Source organism: Peribacillus kribbensis DSM 17871 (genome assembly GCF_000430765.1).
In the GTDB taxonomy this organism is placed as follows: Bacteria; Bacillota; Bacilli; order Bacillales; family DSM-1321; genus Paraperibacillus; species Paraperibacillus kribbensis.
Genome location: NZ_KE387238.1, coordinates 131,756 through 147,978, shown reverse-complemented (window position 1 = coordinate 147,978; position 16,223 = coordinate 131,756). Strand labels below are relative to the sequence as shown.

Genomic DNA, 16,223 nt, shown 5'->3' with positions numbered 1-16,223 from the left:
CCCCTTTTTCCTTATTTAAGGGGGTGAATGTTGATGCTAGTTAGTGAAATCACCATTCAGGATTTAAAGAATTATGCACGTGTAGATTATGACGAAGATGATTTACTATTTTCCAGTATTCTTGAGGCATGTAAGTTATACATAACGTCCTATACCGGTTTAACTTTAGAGCAAATAGATGCAAAGGAAGATCTAACAATGGCTATTTTCGTTCTTTCAAATGAACTATACGAAAATAGGACATTTACTGTTTTGGATAACAAAGTGAACGTTGTTATTAAATCAATCCTAGACATGCATTCTATTAATCTGTTGTAAGTGTGGTGAATGCAAATGAATCCAGGACTATTTAACAAGAGAATCACATTTGAACAACGCCCTAATCCAGATGAAACAGATTCCGAAGGCTATCCCTTAAAGGAATGGAAACCGGTTAAAACTGTATGGGCAATGCCTAAGACTGTAAGTGGAAGAGAATACAATCAAGCGGCAACAACTCAGAATGAACTGACTACTCGATGGGTAATTCGCTATACCAGGGGATTGAATGAGGATATGCGGATTGTTTACAAAGATGGTGATACAGTTCGTTATTTTGAGATTGTTGCAATTTTACCTGATGATGAGCAGAAGAAGACTTTAACAGTCGTAAGTAAGGAGGCTAAATAATGCCTTTAGAGCTTACAGGAATGAATGAAATTCTACAAAGGCTTAACAGTTTATCTCATGGAGCACACACTCAACGGGCTATTGATAAGGCATTAAGGGCTGGAGCTAATCACTTAAAAGGAAAGTTAGCTGAGAATACTCCAAAGAGCACACAAACACTAAGACACGCTGCAGACAATATTGTAGTTGAAATGGATGGAGATCGAATCCTAATCGGATATCATAAAGACCATTTTTACATGCAGTTTGTGGAGTTTGGAACGAAGAAGATGACAGCCAATCCAGTTGTAGCAAGAACTTTTGAGCAGGAAATGAGTACTGTTCAAAGGTTAATGAAAGATACCCTAAGAAGGGAGCTGAACCTATGAGCCTAAATGCATTAATTACAAGTACATTAAAGCCTATAGGTATCCCCGTATCTTTCATGAAATATTTAGGATCAGCGACCAGTTATATTACTTTTTTTGAGTACAATCAAATGGGTACTAAGTTTGCAGATAATGAAGAGGTTCAAACCAAACATAGTATTCAAGTTGATTGCTGGTCTGATTCGAATCAAGAACAAACAGTGAATAAGGTAAAGAGTTTAATGAAACAAGCAGGTTTTTCTAGGACATATGAGACTGATTTGTATGAAGATAATACAAATACATACCACAAGGTAATTAGATTTAGTTATTCGAGCACTCCTGAGTAGGGGTGCTTTAAATTTGAGGAGGCAAAATAATGGCAAAAGTTATTACAGGTTTAAAGAATCCACATGTAGCAAAATTAACTAAAGATGATGCTACAGGAGCAACTTATGATGTTCCGAAAAGATTAGCAAAGGCAATCGAAGCGACTGTTAGCAGGAACGCAAGCAATGCTGTCCTGTATGCAGATAATGGTGCAGATGAAGTAGGAACTGCAGTTGGAGTTATTGAGGTAGAAATGAGCATTAACGAATTAACTACTGAAATGCAGGCTCTACTGTTAGGTCATTCAGTTAATGAAGATGGTGTTTTAATTAAGACTGTAAACGATAAAGCACCTTACTTTGCATTATTGTTTGAAGGAACTAATTCAGATGAATCAAGTAAGATGGTTGCTCTGTATAAAGGTAAGTTCATGGTTCCAGATGACTCTTACAAAACAAAAGGTGATAGCACTGAGTTCCAGACACCATCAATTAAAGGAATTTTCATTCGCCGTACTTTTGATGACAGATACGAAGCTAACGTTCAGTCTGCAGACACTAATGTTGATCCAACTGTCGTGGCTAACTGGTTTAAAAGCGTTTATGGTGAAGTAGTTTCAGCATAATTAAACAATGAAAAATAGTTAAATCATTATAAGGCTGCGCATTTGCGTGGCCTATTTTTATATTGGAGGGAAACAAATGAAATTAACACTTATTAAAGATGGTAAATCAAAAACATATACTTCAGGAACAATTATGATGCGTTCATTACGTGACTTCTCAGAATTTCTAACAAGGGCAGATATGGATAATTTATCAGTTGATGAGCTTGATGAAATTTTTAATCAGATGTGCAAGGTTTTTAATAACCAATTCAATATTGATGATTTGTACGATGGTCTTGCAGTTGAGAAGTTCGCATCTACATTTCTTGAATTCCATAACACCGTTATGGGAGTTGCAGGTGAGCCTGCAAAGGAAACCGGAAAAAAGCCGTCACCCCAGCAGAAAACTATCGAAGAATAAAGGATATTTACCTGAATTTAGATCAGAAAATGAATCCTAATGAAATTGATAAGTTGGATGCTAAGTTTTACTTTGAATTATTAAATTCCAAGACAAGTAAGACTGAGGTGAAAAGGGGTTACATCGATGAAATATTCTAAAGGGGGTGGATACTAATGGCTGAAGAAGTTGGCGTACTTAGGATAGGGCTATCCTTAACTGAAGCTGATTTTACTGCCTCCATGCAACAAATTTCCCGAAGGATAAGAGGCGTAAACAGTGAATTTAACGCATTACGATCTGGTGTAGATGGTTTCGACCAATCACTGGATGGAATGCGCGCAAACTCAAGAAGATACAATGACATGCTCAACCTACAAAGATCTAGGGTTGAACAACTTAGGGAAGCTTATGACCGTTCTGTTCAAGCGAGGGGAAGGGATGCTAGAGAAACCGAGAACCTTTTAATTCGATATAACAATAGTGTCACTGCAATGCGTAGAACAGAGCAAGCCCTAAACCGTGTAAATGGGCAAATCAACCTTCAATCTACTCGGCTGGGGAGACTTTCTAATACGTTACGAGATACCGGTGAGAGGTTTAACAGACTAGGGAGTAGGATGAGAACAGTCGGCCAGGGAATGACAAGTTCACTTGGTGTAGCAACTGCTGCTGTAGGTGCAGGTTTAGGGCTTGCTGCTAAAAAAGCAATGGACTTCGAGTCTCAAATGTCTTCGGTTAAATCCGTTATGGCTCCTGACGAAGTAAAACAATTCGGTGGAGAGCTTGAAAAGTTAGCTATTACGATGGGCGCTAAAACAAAATATTCGGCAACTGAGGCTGCTTCTGGAATTGAGGAATTGTTAAAATCTGGAGTTTCTGTAAAAGACATCATGAATGGCGGGCTAGATGGAGCCCTTAGTTTAGCAACGGCTGGCACTCTAGAATTAAAAGATGCAGCAGAAGTAGCTTCTACAGCATTGAATGCCTTTAAAAAAGACAACATCTCAGTTATGAGAGCAGCAGACATTCTTGCTGGTGCTGCAAATGCTTCTGCTACAGATGTACAAGAGTTAAAGTTTGGCCTTTCAATGGTTTCTGCTGTAGCAAGCGGTGTAGGACTTACATTCGAGGAAACATCAACAACCTTGGCAGCATTTGCTCAAAATGGTCTTAAAGGATCCGATAGTGGTACTTCTTTGAAAACGATGCTTCTTAACCTCTCACCTACAACTAAAGCCCAGACAGAAGCTTTTAGCGATTTAGGGCTTGCTACTTACAATGTCCATGCTGGATATAAATTTCTTGTTGATAAAGGTATTAAACCGGCAAGCAGAAGTGTAGAAGATATTCAAAATGGCCTAAAACAGTTAGCAAAAGAAGAATTGGGAAGTGGAGCAAGTAAAGCCAAACTTACTAAAGAGTTTGAACGATTGCAGCATGCTTCTGGTTTAGCTTCCAGTGCGTTTTATGATGAAAACGGCCATATTAAATCAATGGCTGATATTGCTGGTACTTTGCAAAAAGCCCTTAAAGGATTAAATGACGAGCAGAGACAGAATTATTTACGTACCATGTTTGGGACAGATGCTATTCGTGCCGGAAATATTTTGTACAAAGAAGGCGCTCAGGGTATTAACAACATGACGACTGCGATTAATAAGGTCAAATCGGCTGATGTCGCAAAACAAAAGTTAGATAACCTTAAGGGAACAATTGAACAATTAAAAGGTTCATTAGAGACTGCAGGCATCACAATTGGCACAGCCTTAATACCAGCCTTTAAATGGGTAACTGAAAAGATTCAAGCCGGTGTTACTTGGTTCAACAATTTATCTCCAGCAATGAAAAAGACTATTGCTATTGGTGGTCTTGTTTCAGTTGCTGTATTAGGAATTGGTACAGCTATTGGTGGACTATTGGCTGTTGTAGGTGGAGCTATATCAGGAATAGGAGCTATTGCTGGAGTATTGGCACCATTAACAGCAGGGTTAGCTGGAGCTGCAGGAGGGGCAGGTTTATTAGGTGGAGCTTTAGCTATTTTAACTGGGCCGGTTGGTATTGCTGTTGCTGCAGTAGCTGCTTTAGGTGTAGGGGCGTATCTATTAAATAAAAAGATGCAACAACCAATCATGACTGTTGATTTATTCGGTGACAAAGTGTCCAAGTCTACTCAAAAGGCTGTGGGTGCTTATGAGGACATGAACGATAAAGTGACGGAGCAATTAAACCTTCTCAATTGGTCTGGTCAGGCTGTTTCTCAGGATATGGCTAATAAGATTACTGGCAACTTTCAAAAGATGGGTGCAACAATAACAGGAAGTTTGAAGAAAGAATTTGACCAAAGTTATACTACCATGAGCACATTTTTACAAAATACTGATCGTTTCACAGATGCAGAAAAGAAAGTCTTTCTAGATAATATGCAGAATAGATACAATCAACAAACAAAAGTCGTCACAGATGGTGAAGCCAAGATAAAACAAATCATGGATACCGCCAGCCAGCAAAAACGCCAATTAACTTCTGCAGAGAAAACACAGATCAATACAATTCAATCGAATATGCAAAAAGTTGCTATACAAACATTGAGCAATGGGGAAGTAGAGCAAAAAACAATTATGGCAAGGTTGAAGACGGAGTCTTCTAAGATTACCGCAGAACAGGCAGCAGAAACTGTTAGGAATTCCAAGAAAGCTACTGACCATGCCATTAGTGATGCGGACAAAAAGTATAAAGCCACTATTGCGGCCATTATCAGAGAACGTGATGAAACAGGATCTATTTCCAAAGAACAGGCTGATAAACTGATTACTGAAGCTAAACGGCAACATGATGAAACTGTAAGAAAAGCTAAAGCCATGCATAAAAAAGTAGTTAGTGAAGCTAAACTTCAAGCCCATGAGCATGCTGATGAAATTGACTGGGAAACCGGAAAAGTCAAAGGCGGCTGGGACCAAATGTGGGATAAAGTTAAGTCAGCATGGAATTGGATCTCTGGTCTATTTGGTGGAGGCAAGAAAAGATCTAGTCCAAAAAAATCCTCAAAGTCCATAAAAGGTGTTGCTGGCAGTAATAAAGTAGCCGGTGAACAAACATCAGCATACGCAAATGGTACTGATTATCATCCTGGTGGATTAGCAATAGTATCTGAAGAAGGCAGAGAATTAATCAATGAACCTGGTAAAGGTACATACTTGTCTGGATCAAATGGTGCTGAAGTCAGAAACTTAAGGAAAGGCGCAAGTGTACTTCCACACAAACAAACCGAGAAACTTTTGAAAAGTGTTGGAATGCCAGGTTATGCGGGTGGTATTGGTGATGCCTTTGATTGGATTATGAAGGGGCCAAAAGCTTTATTAGACTCTGCCTTGAATAAATTCGGTGTAAAAGATTCATTACTTCCTAGTTGGTTTACTAATATAAGCGGTAGCCCATTAACTGCTATTAAGGATATAGGACTGAATTGGGTTAAGAACTTAATTCCAGACCTATCTTCATTAGGTGGAAGCTTTTCAGGTGCTGGAGCAGCACAGGCTAAACAGTGGATATTAGCTGCTATGAAGATAACAGGAACACCGATGGGATATCTAAATGGCTTAATGAAGATTGCTCAAAAGGAATCAGGCTTTAATCCTAAAGCTATAAACCTATGGGACTCGAATTTCAAAGCTGGACATCCGAGTAAGGGATTATTCCAGACAATAGATTCAACATTTAGATCCCATATGATGTCGGGAATGGGTGATATTTGGAATCCAATTCATAACGCAGTAGCTGCTATTCGTTACATGAACAGTCGCTACGGGGGGATTTCGAATGTTCCTGGCCTAAGAAATATGGCTAAAGGTGGCGGTTATGTAGGTTATAAAGTTGGTGGTATTGCAACTCAACCTCAAATTGCAGCATTAGCTGAAAACGGCTATCCAGAATACATAATTCCAACTGAACCGGCTATGAGAGACAGAGCACAAGGACTATGGAAACAAGCTGGAAAAGACATTGGAATGGGGAATGAACAAGGTCTTTCAAGTAAGCTTGATCAGTTAATTATGCTCCTAGAAAAGTTTGCAAATAGACCTATTCAACCATCTCCAGTTAATCTTGATGGTTTCGAGATGGCTCGTATTCTATACAGCTACCTTGATACATTGCAGAACAATGACTTCATTAAAACGAAGATATGGGAAGGGGTGAAGGGTTGATGATTAGAATACTTGATCTTGCACAGAATGAAATTGATTTGTCTCAATATGGGTTAAAGTGTTTAAGTTTCATTCCTGAATCCCCTTCTCCTAGATTCACTGAAGAAGAGTTGGACAATACGGATGGAAGTCTAATTCTTGGCACTACGTTAGATAAAAGAAAACTTAGTGCCAAGTTCTTTATGCAATCTTATGACCACATTGATTTTCAATTAGCCAGGGATGAAATATACAGGCTTCTAGACCCTAGAAAAGACCTGTACATTATAGATATTCGCCAGCCAGGTAAAAGGTGGAAGGTAAGGACTTCTGCCTCTTTTAAACCGGATTATATAAATCCATATTTAGGCAGTTTTGATATTGAGTTTGTTTCACCAATACCTTTTGCTGAATCAATCGGGACAACACTTGATCCTTTTACATTTGATGCTGAGAAGTGGCAATTTGGCCAAGGTTTAACAGAAGATGAACTTACTTATACACAAACCGTAAATTCATTTAAAATTTACAATGCCGGTACCGAAACCATTGATCCAAGGCAGTTTCCTTTAACCATTAAATATAATGGAGCTTCCACGAATCTTACAATCAAAAACAATACAACATTAGATACCTGGCAATATACCGGTACAACATCAGCAAGTGACACTTTAGAAATCAACCGTACCAGATCATTGAAAAACTCAGTGGTCAATGTATTTAAAGATACCAACCGAAAGCTTATAACCCTGGCACCAGGTTGGAACGATATTGAATTAACAGGGACAAGCGGAAGTTTCGAGATATCATTCGACTTCCGTTTTTATTATTTGTGAGGAAGGTGGGTATATGGGGAAATACAGAAGTTTAGATGCTTTATTTAATCGAATATTTCGTAATAATTTAAATGCTAATTTTGATGATATAGATTTAGACATTCAACGTGTTACATCTATTGCTACCGGAATAGATGGTAAAGCAAGTAAAGCTTTACTGGATTCAGAAGAAGCAAAGAAAACAGCAGATAGTGTGCAGAGTCAGTTTAATCAAGTTGTAATAGATGGGGATTCTTCAGTTGAAGCAGCACAAGCGAGAATTGATAACAATGGGGTTTTATATTCGACTTTAAAAGAACGTATAGATGCCGAACAGAACAAATTAGCCGAAATAGCGTATGACGTATCGTTAAATGGAGCATCTGCTTTAGCAGTAGAGAACACTGTGGTTTTACAAGAGGCTTTGAACAAATACAGACATGTGAAAATAGGCAAAGCAGGTACTTACATCACAAGGGGATTAACTATCAAAAGTAATACCACTTTCGAACTTGCAGATGGTGTGGTACTTAAATTAAAAGACAATACTAGTGATTACATCATTAAAAATGAAAATTGGATGAGTAAAACGGCATATGATTATAACATCAAAATAATTGGTGGTAAGTATGATATAAACGGTGCGAACAACCCGCGAACAGGCGCAATCCTTCAAGGGTTTTACGCTGGAATAGGGATCGTCTTAAATCGTGTTAAAAACCTTGAGGTCAAGAATATAAAGGAAATTGGTAACGGATTAAAATATTGTTTCTTGTTTGCCAATATCGAAAATGGCGTATTTGAAAACATTAACTGTATCAATGAATCAGATGGACTACATTTCCAAGCTCCATGTAAAAATATTAAAGTCCATAACCTAACAGGAACATGTTACGACAATCTATTGCCCTTTACAATAGGTGACTATCCAGAGATTGTACTCAGTGAAAATGGGGACTTTGACAATATCGACATAAAAAACGTGTATTCGTTAGGGGAAACTATTGATATTATCCGTTTCGTAGGTGACGGGTCACAGGGTACAGGACGTTTTAGAAATATCACGATAGACAACGTTGAAGGAAGCTGTCTTGACACAGGGGTTATTGAAATTTTTAATAACGACCAAGCAACCCCTAATATTTATTTGAATAAAACCGTGATTGATAATATCAGAATAAGCAACATTAGAAATAATAGCCAAACTAAGAGAAATATTATCAATGTGTGGGGTGATGTGACTCAGTTAACACTAGAAAACTTATCACTCCCATTGAATAGTATCACTGGGACAGTTCTTTCTATCTTCCCAAGTGCCAAGGTAGACAATGTAGTGATAAAAGATTCCTATGTAGCAAATGACAACGCTGGATTTGTGCTTCTACGATTACAGCAAAGCCGAGCAAAAGTAACAGTGACTCTAGAAAACTTAAAAGCAGTTATTAATGGGGCATTGATAGACGCCACGTCTACAGATAGCACACTGGTTCATCAGGTGCATATTACAAACGGAGACTTAAAAGTTAATCGTTTTGCGGTTGTAAACAGTGGGAAACTACAAACAGACTTACTCGCAACTGTGGTAGTTATCACAAACCCGACAACACTAAAAGATGGAACATTACTATTTTTAAATAGCTCGAACAGTGATTTCCAACCGTATTTTAAAGTGGACACTACAGCCACTTCTTTTTTGAGAGTAAACGCCACGGATATCAAGTGCAGTGTAACATTTACTCAGTTAAATCCGACAGATGGAGACATGGTGAAAATCCTAAGTGCTCAGGGACAAAGGGAAAGCGGAATATATCGCTACCGTAAAAATAAATGGGAACATGTAACGGGGGAAATTACATACTTTATACAAGCCTTAGACTTTGGTAGCATTCCAGCAAATGGAAGCGTAGTAAAAAGTGTCGATATTTCTGAACTAGGAACAGGACTCACACACGACTATAAGTATGGTGTCGTAGTAAACGCTTATAACGGAACAGGGGAGACTAACAACGTAACTTATTGCGCGTGGTTAAAAGACAACTTTGTGAAAATCAGAGTATCAAATTTATCAGTCTCTCCGATTGTAATTACTTGTGATTGGCTGATTAAAATAATTAAGTAATTAAGGAAACTACCCCTTGGGGATGAAGGGAAGTAATAACAATCTAATAATTGTATTGACTATAATTTACAGAGCCATTTTTAAAAGAAAGGACGGTGAATAAATGCTTTCTATAACCGATCTTAATGGAACCACTGAGCCAATAGTAGATTATAAATCTCTAGTACGAAAATCGGCAGTGAATGGTGAACGTTCACTGTCTTTTTATATGCCAAAAACTGAATTAAATCAATATGCTTATCCTTTAATTGATTCTAATTCATCTGTGGAGCTGGATGGGCATGAATATATTATTAAAAGTCTTCAAGAACGTACTGTTGGCCGAGCACCTGTTAAAACAGTAACAGCAATTCATTCTTTTTTCATTGAGCTTCTGGAAGATCACCGGTATGAAATATTATCTACCGGCGATAAAACCATCAATCAGGTCATGTCTTTTATTTTCACAGGCACTAATTGGACATTCAGCGTAATTGACTCATTTGATACTGAAACATTTGAAGAGTTCGGGAACGATAACCCACTTGCCCTTTTCAATCAAGCTATAGAAAAGTTTGAAGCGGAATTTGATATTGTAGGGAATCAAGTAAGGATTGTAAAGAAACTCGGCTCATTAATTGATATGCAGTTTCGTTTTAATCACAATATCAAGACCTTTCAAAAGGATATTGATGCTAACAATATCTATACCTATATCAAGGGTTTGGGTAAGAAATTAGACGATCCTTATATCCTGGATAAATTAGAAGATTATTCATCTCGAACCGGTACTTGGTTAGATTTAAATGACCCATATCATGCCACGGAAAAGGTCGGTGCAACTTTTTCTTATTCATTTACGGGAACAAAAATAGCCTTTCGTTATATGGTTGATGATAAAGGCGGCATGTGGGAATTTGTTCTTGATGGAAATGATACTAAGAAAATAAGTACTTGGGGTAAGAAAACAGGTGAACTTACTACAGTATTGTTTGATGGTCTGGAGTCTAAAAATCACACCCTTATTGCTACTTTTAAAGGTGATGATCCCAATAATAAGCCTTCAACAGGTAAGGGGAAATCAAGAGGATATGTTGCACATGGTACCAGAAAGACCTTCGATGTATATAGGAATCGTGTGGGGGATGAAGTTTATTCATGTGTGGCTGAATACACCTCACCAGAAGCTTCAAAGTATCCCAGGTTAAAACATGCGCCTCCTTACCAATCAGATACAGCCACCAGTTCAGCTGCGTTACTAAAGGAACTAAAGGCACAACTCAAAGATAAACCTGATATGACCATTTCCTTAGAATATACAATTCTTAAAGATGCTGGGTATACTGGAAACCCATCTATAGGTGACATTGTTCCAACTATCTATGAGCCTTTAAATGTGGACTTGGACTTAAGGGTTATTGAAGTAGAGGATTATCCAAGAATGAATTCAACTGACCCAGAAATACCACCAAAGGTTACTCTGTCTACATCCAAAAATTCATTTGTTAAGTCAGTGATGAATTATCAGAAGGCAGTACTTGATAAGATTTATGATGAGAGTTCTAAGAAGCTGCGCTATAACGTTTATGACGAAGCTGTAAAACGAGCAACTGAAGCATTAAATAATTCCATGACTGAATTGGAATATCCGCAAGGTATGGGAATATTGGCTAGAGACCCAAATGATCCTGACCGGTTCGTTGTATTTCGTTCTTCAGGTATCGGTATAACCACTAATGGTGGCACGGACTTTCCAAATGCAATTACTCCAGATGGAGTTACAACAAATTTACTAACTGCTGGTCAAATAAAAACAAACAACATTCAGATCATCGGAGACGAGGATCTTTTTTATTGGGATGGAAATGCATTAATGGCTATTGATGCAGCAAATCCAAACAAATATGTGAAGCTTAATAGCGATGGTTTATATTCTGCAGGTGGTTCAGTATCCTTTGAACGTCCTGATGGATATGTTGCAGTGTCAAATGGAATTAGCAATAGCGACTTTGCCATTCAAGGTGGTACTCCTTCTTATACAGATCCAGAAGTTGAAATTGTAACTAAGTATTTTCGAACACGTTCCACAACTGCCAAAAATATAGACTATATCGTTTTCAAACACGATGCCAGATATGTGAATGTAGTTGTCCAGCTTTACTCAGAGATAGCGGGATCAGTAGCAAGAGTTGAAATTTACGATACAAGTGGCGGCATAGATGGCGGGAACATGCAGGCTTCTTATTCCACGACAGAAACAGACCCTAATCAGGCTCAGGTGACTATAACTATTGATATGGGAGTTCCTACTGGAATGAGGACAGGGAAATACATACGGTTAAAAACTAATAACGTCAATTCCTGGGCTTATGCCCGTATAGTATCGATGTATAAGGAGAAATAAATATGTGGAGATTATTCTGTAATACAGACAATGAAGGAAATATTACTCAAGCATATTTTGGTGAAGAAATAGCTGCCTCAGATCCGTTCACTTTTTTCTTTTTAGTGGATGAAGAAATAGCAAACAACATTTTTGACTACAAAGTTCAAATTGTGGGTTTTAAAACTCAATTGGTTAAAAAGGAAGCACCTACAGTAGAATAAGTTGTATTTTTTATGTCTAAATAATAGAAAAAGAGACTACCCTCCCGGCCAAGGAAAATAGTCTCTTTTTTGGTATAACACCACCATCTTTAGTTTAGCAAGGGTGGTGTAAGTATGCAATACGAAAAGGGGTGAGAAAAATTAAGATACCAACAATAACGGCAATTTTAGGCACTCCAATAGCATTTCTTTTTGGTGATTTTACACCTTTTATGATGGCGTTGCTGGTTTTAAGTGCACTTGATATATTAACTGGAATTGCTAAAGGGTTTTATAACAAAGAGTTGAGAAGCAGGAAAATGTCTCAGGGTATGATTAGAAAGTCGATGATCTTTGTAGTAATAATCATTGCGAATATGACTGATATAGCATTATTCCATTCTGCTCCTGTAGCTAAAACGGGGGCAGTTTTTTATTACATAGGCATGGAAGGCTTAAGCATATTGGAAAATTTGGATGCTATGAACGTATCAGTACCTGGATTTATTAAGAAGTATTTACAGTCACTCAAAGACAAAGGCGAAAACTCAGAAAATAAAAAAGGAGACTGATTAATAATGGCTTTTAATATTGAAAAGAGACATATCCCAGGTGCACCCCAAAAGGCTTATGAAAAAGGAGTAGGAAAACCAGAGATTATTGTATGTCACGAATGTGGAAATGATAAGTCAACATTTGAAGGTGAAATTGATTACATGACCAGAGAATACAGAGTCGCTTTTACTCAGTATATCGTGGGCGGTGGAGGACGTATTGTAGAGCTTGCAGATCCTAATTACAAAGCATATGGAGCAGGGCCAAAGGCAAATCCGTTCACTCTGCATATTGAACTTGCACGTACTAAAGATAGAGCAACATTTGAAAAAGACTATGCTGCCTATGTATGGCTGATCGGTTATTATCTGCCTAAAAAGTTTGATATTCCTTTCTGTTTTAATGCTGGACGACCTGGAATTGTGACTCATAAATACGTCACTAAAACATGGGGAGGTTCTACGCACCAAGATCCAGATGAGTATTTGGCAAGATTCGGCGTAACCATTGACCAATTGGAAAAGGATCTAAAAGCAGCTTACCACAGTGAGGATGAACCTGTTAGAAAGCCAGCAGAAGTTGTTAAGTCTGATTCTAAAGAATTCAAAATTAAAGTTATAGTAGACTCCTTGTACTACTACACTAAAGCAGATTGGAATGCAAAAGCACCGAAGCCAGTTAAGAAAAATGATGTGTTTACAGTGGTGAATACTCTTACTGTTAAAGGATCTAAGATGTACAAGTTGAAGTCAGGTACATACATAACTGCAAATACTAAATATGTGAAGGTTATATAAGAAGAAAATGGAGGGGTATAAATGGCATTAAAATTATCAAAGAACTCAGGGTTAACTGATATCATCTCCACAGATGGTACAAACCCTTTAACAACTCAGCATCCAACTACAGGGTCAAGTGTAGCAACTAAAGTGTTTCTCTTTAATGATGATGCAACAAAACGTTATGAGTCTGTAAGTATTGATCCTACAGATTCTGTGTCTACAGATGAAAGTACATGGGTACAGTTAGCACCTGATAATGCAGGTGTAGCAGGTACTTACTTACCCGCAAGTGCTGCTTTAAGTTTTGGAAACATTGCTGATACTGTTGGTCATGCTTTCTGGGTAAAGGTAACAACTCCAGTTGTGGCAGATTCACAGAATAAGAGCGATATTAAATTAACCGTTACTGGTACGGAATTTGCGGTGTAAAGGGGATGAATCTAAATGGCGCAAGGTGATTTAATTACTAATGTAACTAGCGTAGCAGCAGGAGCATTCTTAGATATCATTCCAGGAAGCGGTGCAGAGTGGATTATTTCTAATATCAACTATGGGAATACGACTATAGAAATTTATCAATCCGATGGAACAAATAATATTTTATGCGACCAGCAAGTGGGAACATCGACAGGCGGAGCAGCGTGGGGGCTTTCGCTGAAATGTACGCCAACGAGGTACTATCGGATTAAAAATACGTCAGCCAGTGCCGCCTATATTGGCTATGATGGGATTGTGAGCAAATGAATAAATTAACATTAATTCTTTGTAAGCCAAAATTAGCTGAATTAGGTATAGATATGGAAGCGGTAGGTGGCGGTGATAAATTAACTATTATATTACAAGAAAAGCTAGAATATACCTCCTGGGAATATGATTATTTAGAGGACAAGATCATGATTTGGGCAGATTTAGAAGTATTTCCAGATATGTCCGAATTGGGGGAGGTTGCACCTGATGATACTTGGTGACACTGGAAAACAAGCTCATGGGCCACTAAAAACTTTTAATATAACCACAGCTACACCAAGAGAAACTGCTATAACTTCCAATTTGCTTCCTAGTGCGGAAGGTACCGCGAATCAGGTATCTTATACAGTTCAAAACTCAGATTTACCTGTTATAACTCCAAACCCAGGAAGTATGAAATATACAGTGGGGGTTTATGTTAGTGGGAAAGCTGGAGCTGCTGCAACTACGATAAATTACCGGATTTTTAAAAATGGGGTTTCCATAGCGCAATCAAACCACACAGCAACAGCTGGACAATATTGGACTAGTAGCCATTTTAGATGGGCTGATGTTGCTCCAGGAGATTTATTAGAAGTTAGGGTATGGGCTAACGTGGCAGACGCAACCATAGACTATAGCGCAATTCAAATTTTCCCATATCTTACTTATTTAGCAAAACCAGGATCAATATTAAAAGATGTTGTTATAAGTGGAACAAATACCGTAATTAATCTAACGGGGGCAGGGGTTAGATCGGTAACACCTCCAAGCACACAAGGGATTAGCATTAACCTGAGTAATATTACATCAGCGAGAACTACTATTTCTACATCAGGGACAAATTATTTGTTTTATGCTATGCCAGTGCATCCGACTTTAGGGATGTTCCGGGTTGAATATGGAGATAATGGCGGTCTAAGCACTCAATCCAATTCAAGCGCTACGGATATAAGACAATTCAGAAATTTTTTACCGACCTTCATTTCCTTTCGAGAAGTGTTGAGGTGATTGTATGCCGATTACAGAACGTGGAAGGTTAGTATTTGGAAAAATTGATGAACGTGGGAAAAAGGTATTTACTAAGATTACAGAGCAAGGGCATTTGGTTACAGGTGCTACAGTTACTCCACCGGTAACGGGTACACACAAAACCTTTAATTATGCTCTTTTGCAGAACTTGTGTGAGATTAAAATAGTTAATCCTACGATGCAGCAAACTTTTTACTCCAACAAATCAACGATATATTCTGCACAGCAATCTATTTACAGATCGACATCAACAACTGCTGACATAAAACAGAGTATATTTAATCAACAGGTTTCTGATCATAATACTAAGCAATTAATCTTTAAGAACACTGCAATAGCCTTTGACATCCTCCAGGAGATATTCAATGGAAGTGTGGTAAAGACAACGAGCTTTGCCTTAAGAATGGAGATATACATATCTCAAAGTACTCCTTTTTCCATGAGGCAAGAGGTATTTAAGACGGTAAACAATTTATTGTCTTTAAGGCAAGAGATTAGTAGATCCGTAAATATTTCTCTTCAGACAAAGCAAGTAGTATCTAAAGTATTATTGCAGCATTTCACTACACTGCAAAGTATGTACATAAATAGAACATTTGACTATGCTCTTTTGCAGGAGATAGACAGTGAAATAAAGCAGTTTTACCGTTCTATTCGATTAATGGGTAAGCGCAAGATGTATGTTTATTTGAGTGGTATCCTAAAACTTCATGTCAGACTCAAAGGAGGGTTAGGCATGACGGCAACAAATCAAAGTTTCACAATGATGGCAGGGGACAGTTTAATTCTCACAGTTTCAGTTACCGATGAAAATGGACAGCCATTGTCTTTAACAGGTGCATCCGTTAAGTGGGTAGCTAAGAAGAGGGTTAATTCCTTGGAGAATGATATCCTAAAGACTTCAGATAATGGTGTAAGTATTACTGGCAGCGAGTTGAAAATTAAACTTGATCCGACTGATACGAAAGACCTTTCTGGAACTTATTATCATGAGTGTGAGTTGACTGATTCTGTTGGAAATGTGTCAACGATCTTTAAGGGATATGTTACTGTAGAGAAAACTGGAGTGTAAATAAAAAGCCCTTCTCAATC

The 16,223-nt window shown here is 38.0% G+C and carries 18 protein-coding genes; all 18 read left to right on the top strand.

Going from position 1 to position 16,223, the window contains the following annotated elements:
• Positions 1-33 precede the first annotated feature (33 nt).
• The 18 genes from H539_RS0114285 (at position 34) to H539_RS0114200 (ending at position 16,203) form a co-directional block, all read left to right on the top strand.
• A complete protein-coding gene (locus tag H539_RS0114285; RefSeq protein WP_026694086.1) occupies positions 34-318 on the top strand; it encodes a head-tail connector protein in 285 nt (94 codons plus the stop codon).
• 15 nt (positions 319-333) lie between these two features.
• Positions 334-669 (top strand): phage head closure protein, encoded by a 336-nt coding sequence (locus H539_RS0114280; protein ID WP_026694085.1) that lies wholly within the window; start codon positions 334-336, stop codon positions 667-669.
• Entirely contained in the window at positions 669-1,037 is a 369-nt protein-coding gene (locus H539_RS28600) for an HK97-gp10 family putative phage morphogenesis protein (RefSeq protein ID WP_051348589.1), read from the top strand. Before H539_RS0114280 ends, H539_RS28600 begins: the two co-directional genes overlap by 1 nt.
• On the top strand, positions 1,034-1,366 hold the full coding sequence (locus H539_RS0114270; protein WP_026694084.1) for a hypothetical protein: 333 nt from the start codon (positions 1,034-1,036) through the stop codon (positions 1,364-1,366). The genes H539_RS28600 and H539_RS0114270 overlap by 4 nt, the downstream gene beginning before the upstream one ends.
• Positions 1,367-1,395: 29 nt before the next feature.
• Positions 1,396-1,971 (top strand): major tail protein, encoded by a 576-nt coding sequence (locus H539_RS0114265; protein ID WP_026694083.1) that lies wholly within the window; start codon positions 1,396-1,398, stop codon positions 1,969-1,971.
• Between the two features lie 76 nt (positions 1,972-2,047).
• A complete protein-coding gene (gene gpG / locus H539_RS28595) occupies positions 2,048-2,374 on the top strand; it encodes a phage tail assembly chaperone G (protein WP_051348588.1) in 327 nt (108 codons plus the stop codon).
• Between the two features lie 155 nt (positions 2,375-2,529).
• The gene (locus H539_RS28590) at positions 2,530-6,558 is read left to right on the top strand and encodes a phage tail tape measure protein (protein ID WP_026694082.1); all 4,029 of its coding nucleotides are present in this window, start codon (positions 2,530-2,532) and stop codon (positions 6,556-6,558) included.
• Complete coding sequence (locus tag H539_RS0114250; RefSeq protein ID WP_035322678.1) at positions 6,558-7,373, top strand: phage tail family protein; 816 nt, start codon at positions 6,558-6,560, stop codon at positions 7,371-7,373. Before H539_RS28590 ends, H539_RS0114250 begins: the two co-directional genes overlap by 1 nt.
• Before the next feature lie 13 nt (positions 7,374-7,386).
• Complete coding sequence (locus tag H539_RS0114245; protein WP_026694080.1) at positions 7,387-9,471, top strand: glycoside hydrolase family protein; 2,085 nt, start codon at positions 7,387-7,389, stop codon at positions 9,469-9,471.
• 103 nt (positions 9,472-9,574) lie between these two features.
• Positions 9,575-11,854 (top strand): phage tail protein, encoded by a 2,280-nt coding sequence (locus H539_RS0114240; protein ID WP_026694079.1) that lies wholly within the window; start codon positions 9,575-9,577, stop codon positions 11,852-11,854.
• Positions 11,855-11,856: 2 nt separating this feature from the next.
• The gene (locus tag H539_RS0114235; RefSeq protein ID WP_026694078.1) at positions 11,857-12,057 is read left to right on the top strand and encodes a hypothetical protein; all 201 of its coding nucleotides are present in this window, start codon (positions 11,857-11,859) and stop codon (positions 12,055-12,057) included.
• Between the two features lie 131 nt (positions 12,058-12,188).
• Positions 12,189-12,608: a phage holin family protein gene (locus tag H539_RS0114230; RefSeq protein ID WP_051348587.1), complete on the top strand. Its 420-nt coding sequence runs from the start codon at positions 12,189-12,191 to the stop codon at positions 12,606-12,608.
• 6 nt (positions 12,609-12,614) lie between these two features.
• Positions 12,615-13,388, top strand: a complete 774-nt coding sequence (locus tag H539_RS28585; RefSeq protein WP_051348586.1) for an N-acetylmuramoyl-L-alanine amidase — start codon at positions 12,615-12,617, stop codon at positions 13,386-13,388.
• A 21-nt stretch (positions 13,389-13,409) separates the two neighbouring features.
• The gene (locus H539_RS0114220) at positions 13,410-13,802 is read left to right on the top strand and encodes a hypothetical protein (protein WP_026694076.1); all 393 of its coding nucleotides are present in this window, start codon (positions 13,410-13,412) and stop codon (positions 13,800-13,802) included.
• Between the two features lie 15 nt (positions 13,803-13,817).
• Complete coding sequence (locus H539_RS0114215) at positions 13,818-14,117, top strand: hypothetical protein (protein ID WP_026694075.1); 300 nt, start codon at positions 13,818-13,820, stop codon at positions 14,115-14,117.
• Positions 14,114-14,341: a hypothetical protein gene (locus H539_RS0114210; RefSeq protein ID WP_026694074.1), complete on the top strand. Its 228-nt coding sequence runs from the start codon at positions 14,114-14,116 to the stop codon at positions 14,339-14,341. Before H539_RS0114215 ends, H539_RS0114210 begins: the two co-directional genes overlap by 4 nt.
• The gene (locus tag H539_RS0114205) at positions 14,328-15,110 is read left to right on the top strand and encodes a hypothetical protein (protein WP_026694073.1); all 783 of its coding nucleotides are present in this window, start codon (positions 14,328-14,330) and stop codon (positions 15,108-15,110) included. Before H539_RS0114210 ends, H539_RS0114205 begins: the two co-directional genes overlap by 14 nt.
• Before the next feature lie 4 nt (positions 15,111-15,114).
• Positions 15,115-16,203 carry a hypothetical protein gene (locus tag H539_RS0114200; protein WP_026694072.1) on the top strand — a complete coding sequence of 363 codons (1,089 nt, stop codon included), beginning with the start codon at positions 15,115-15,117 and terminating at the stop codon, positions 16,201-16,203.
• Positions 16,204-16,223 lie beyond the last annotated feature (20 nt).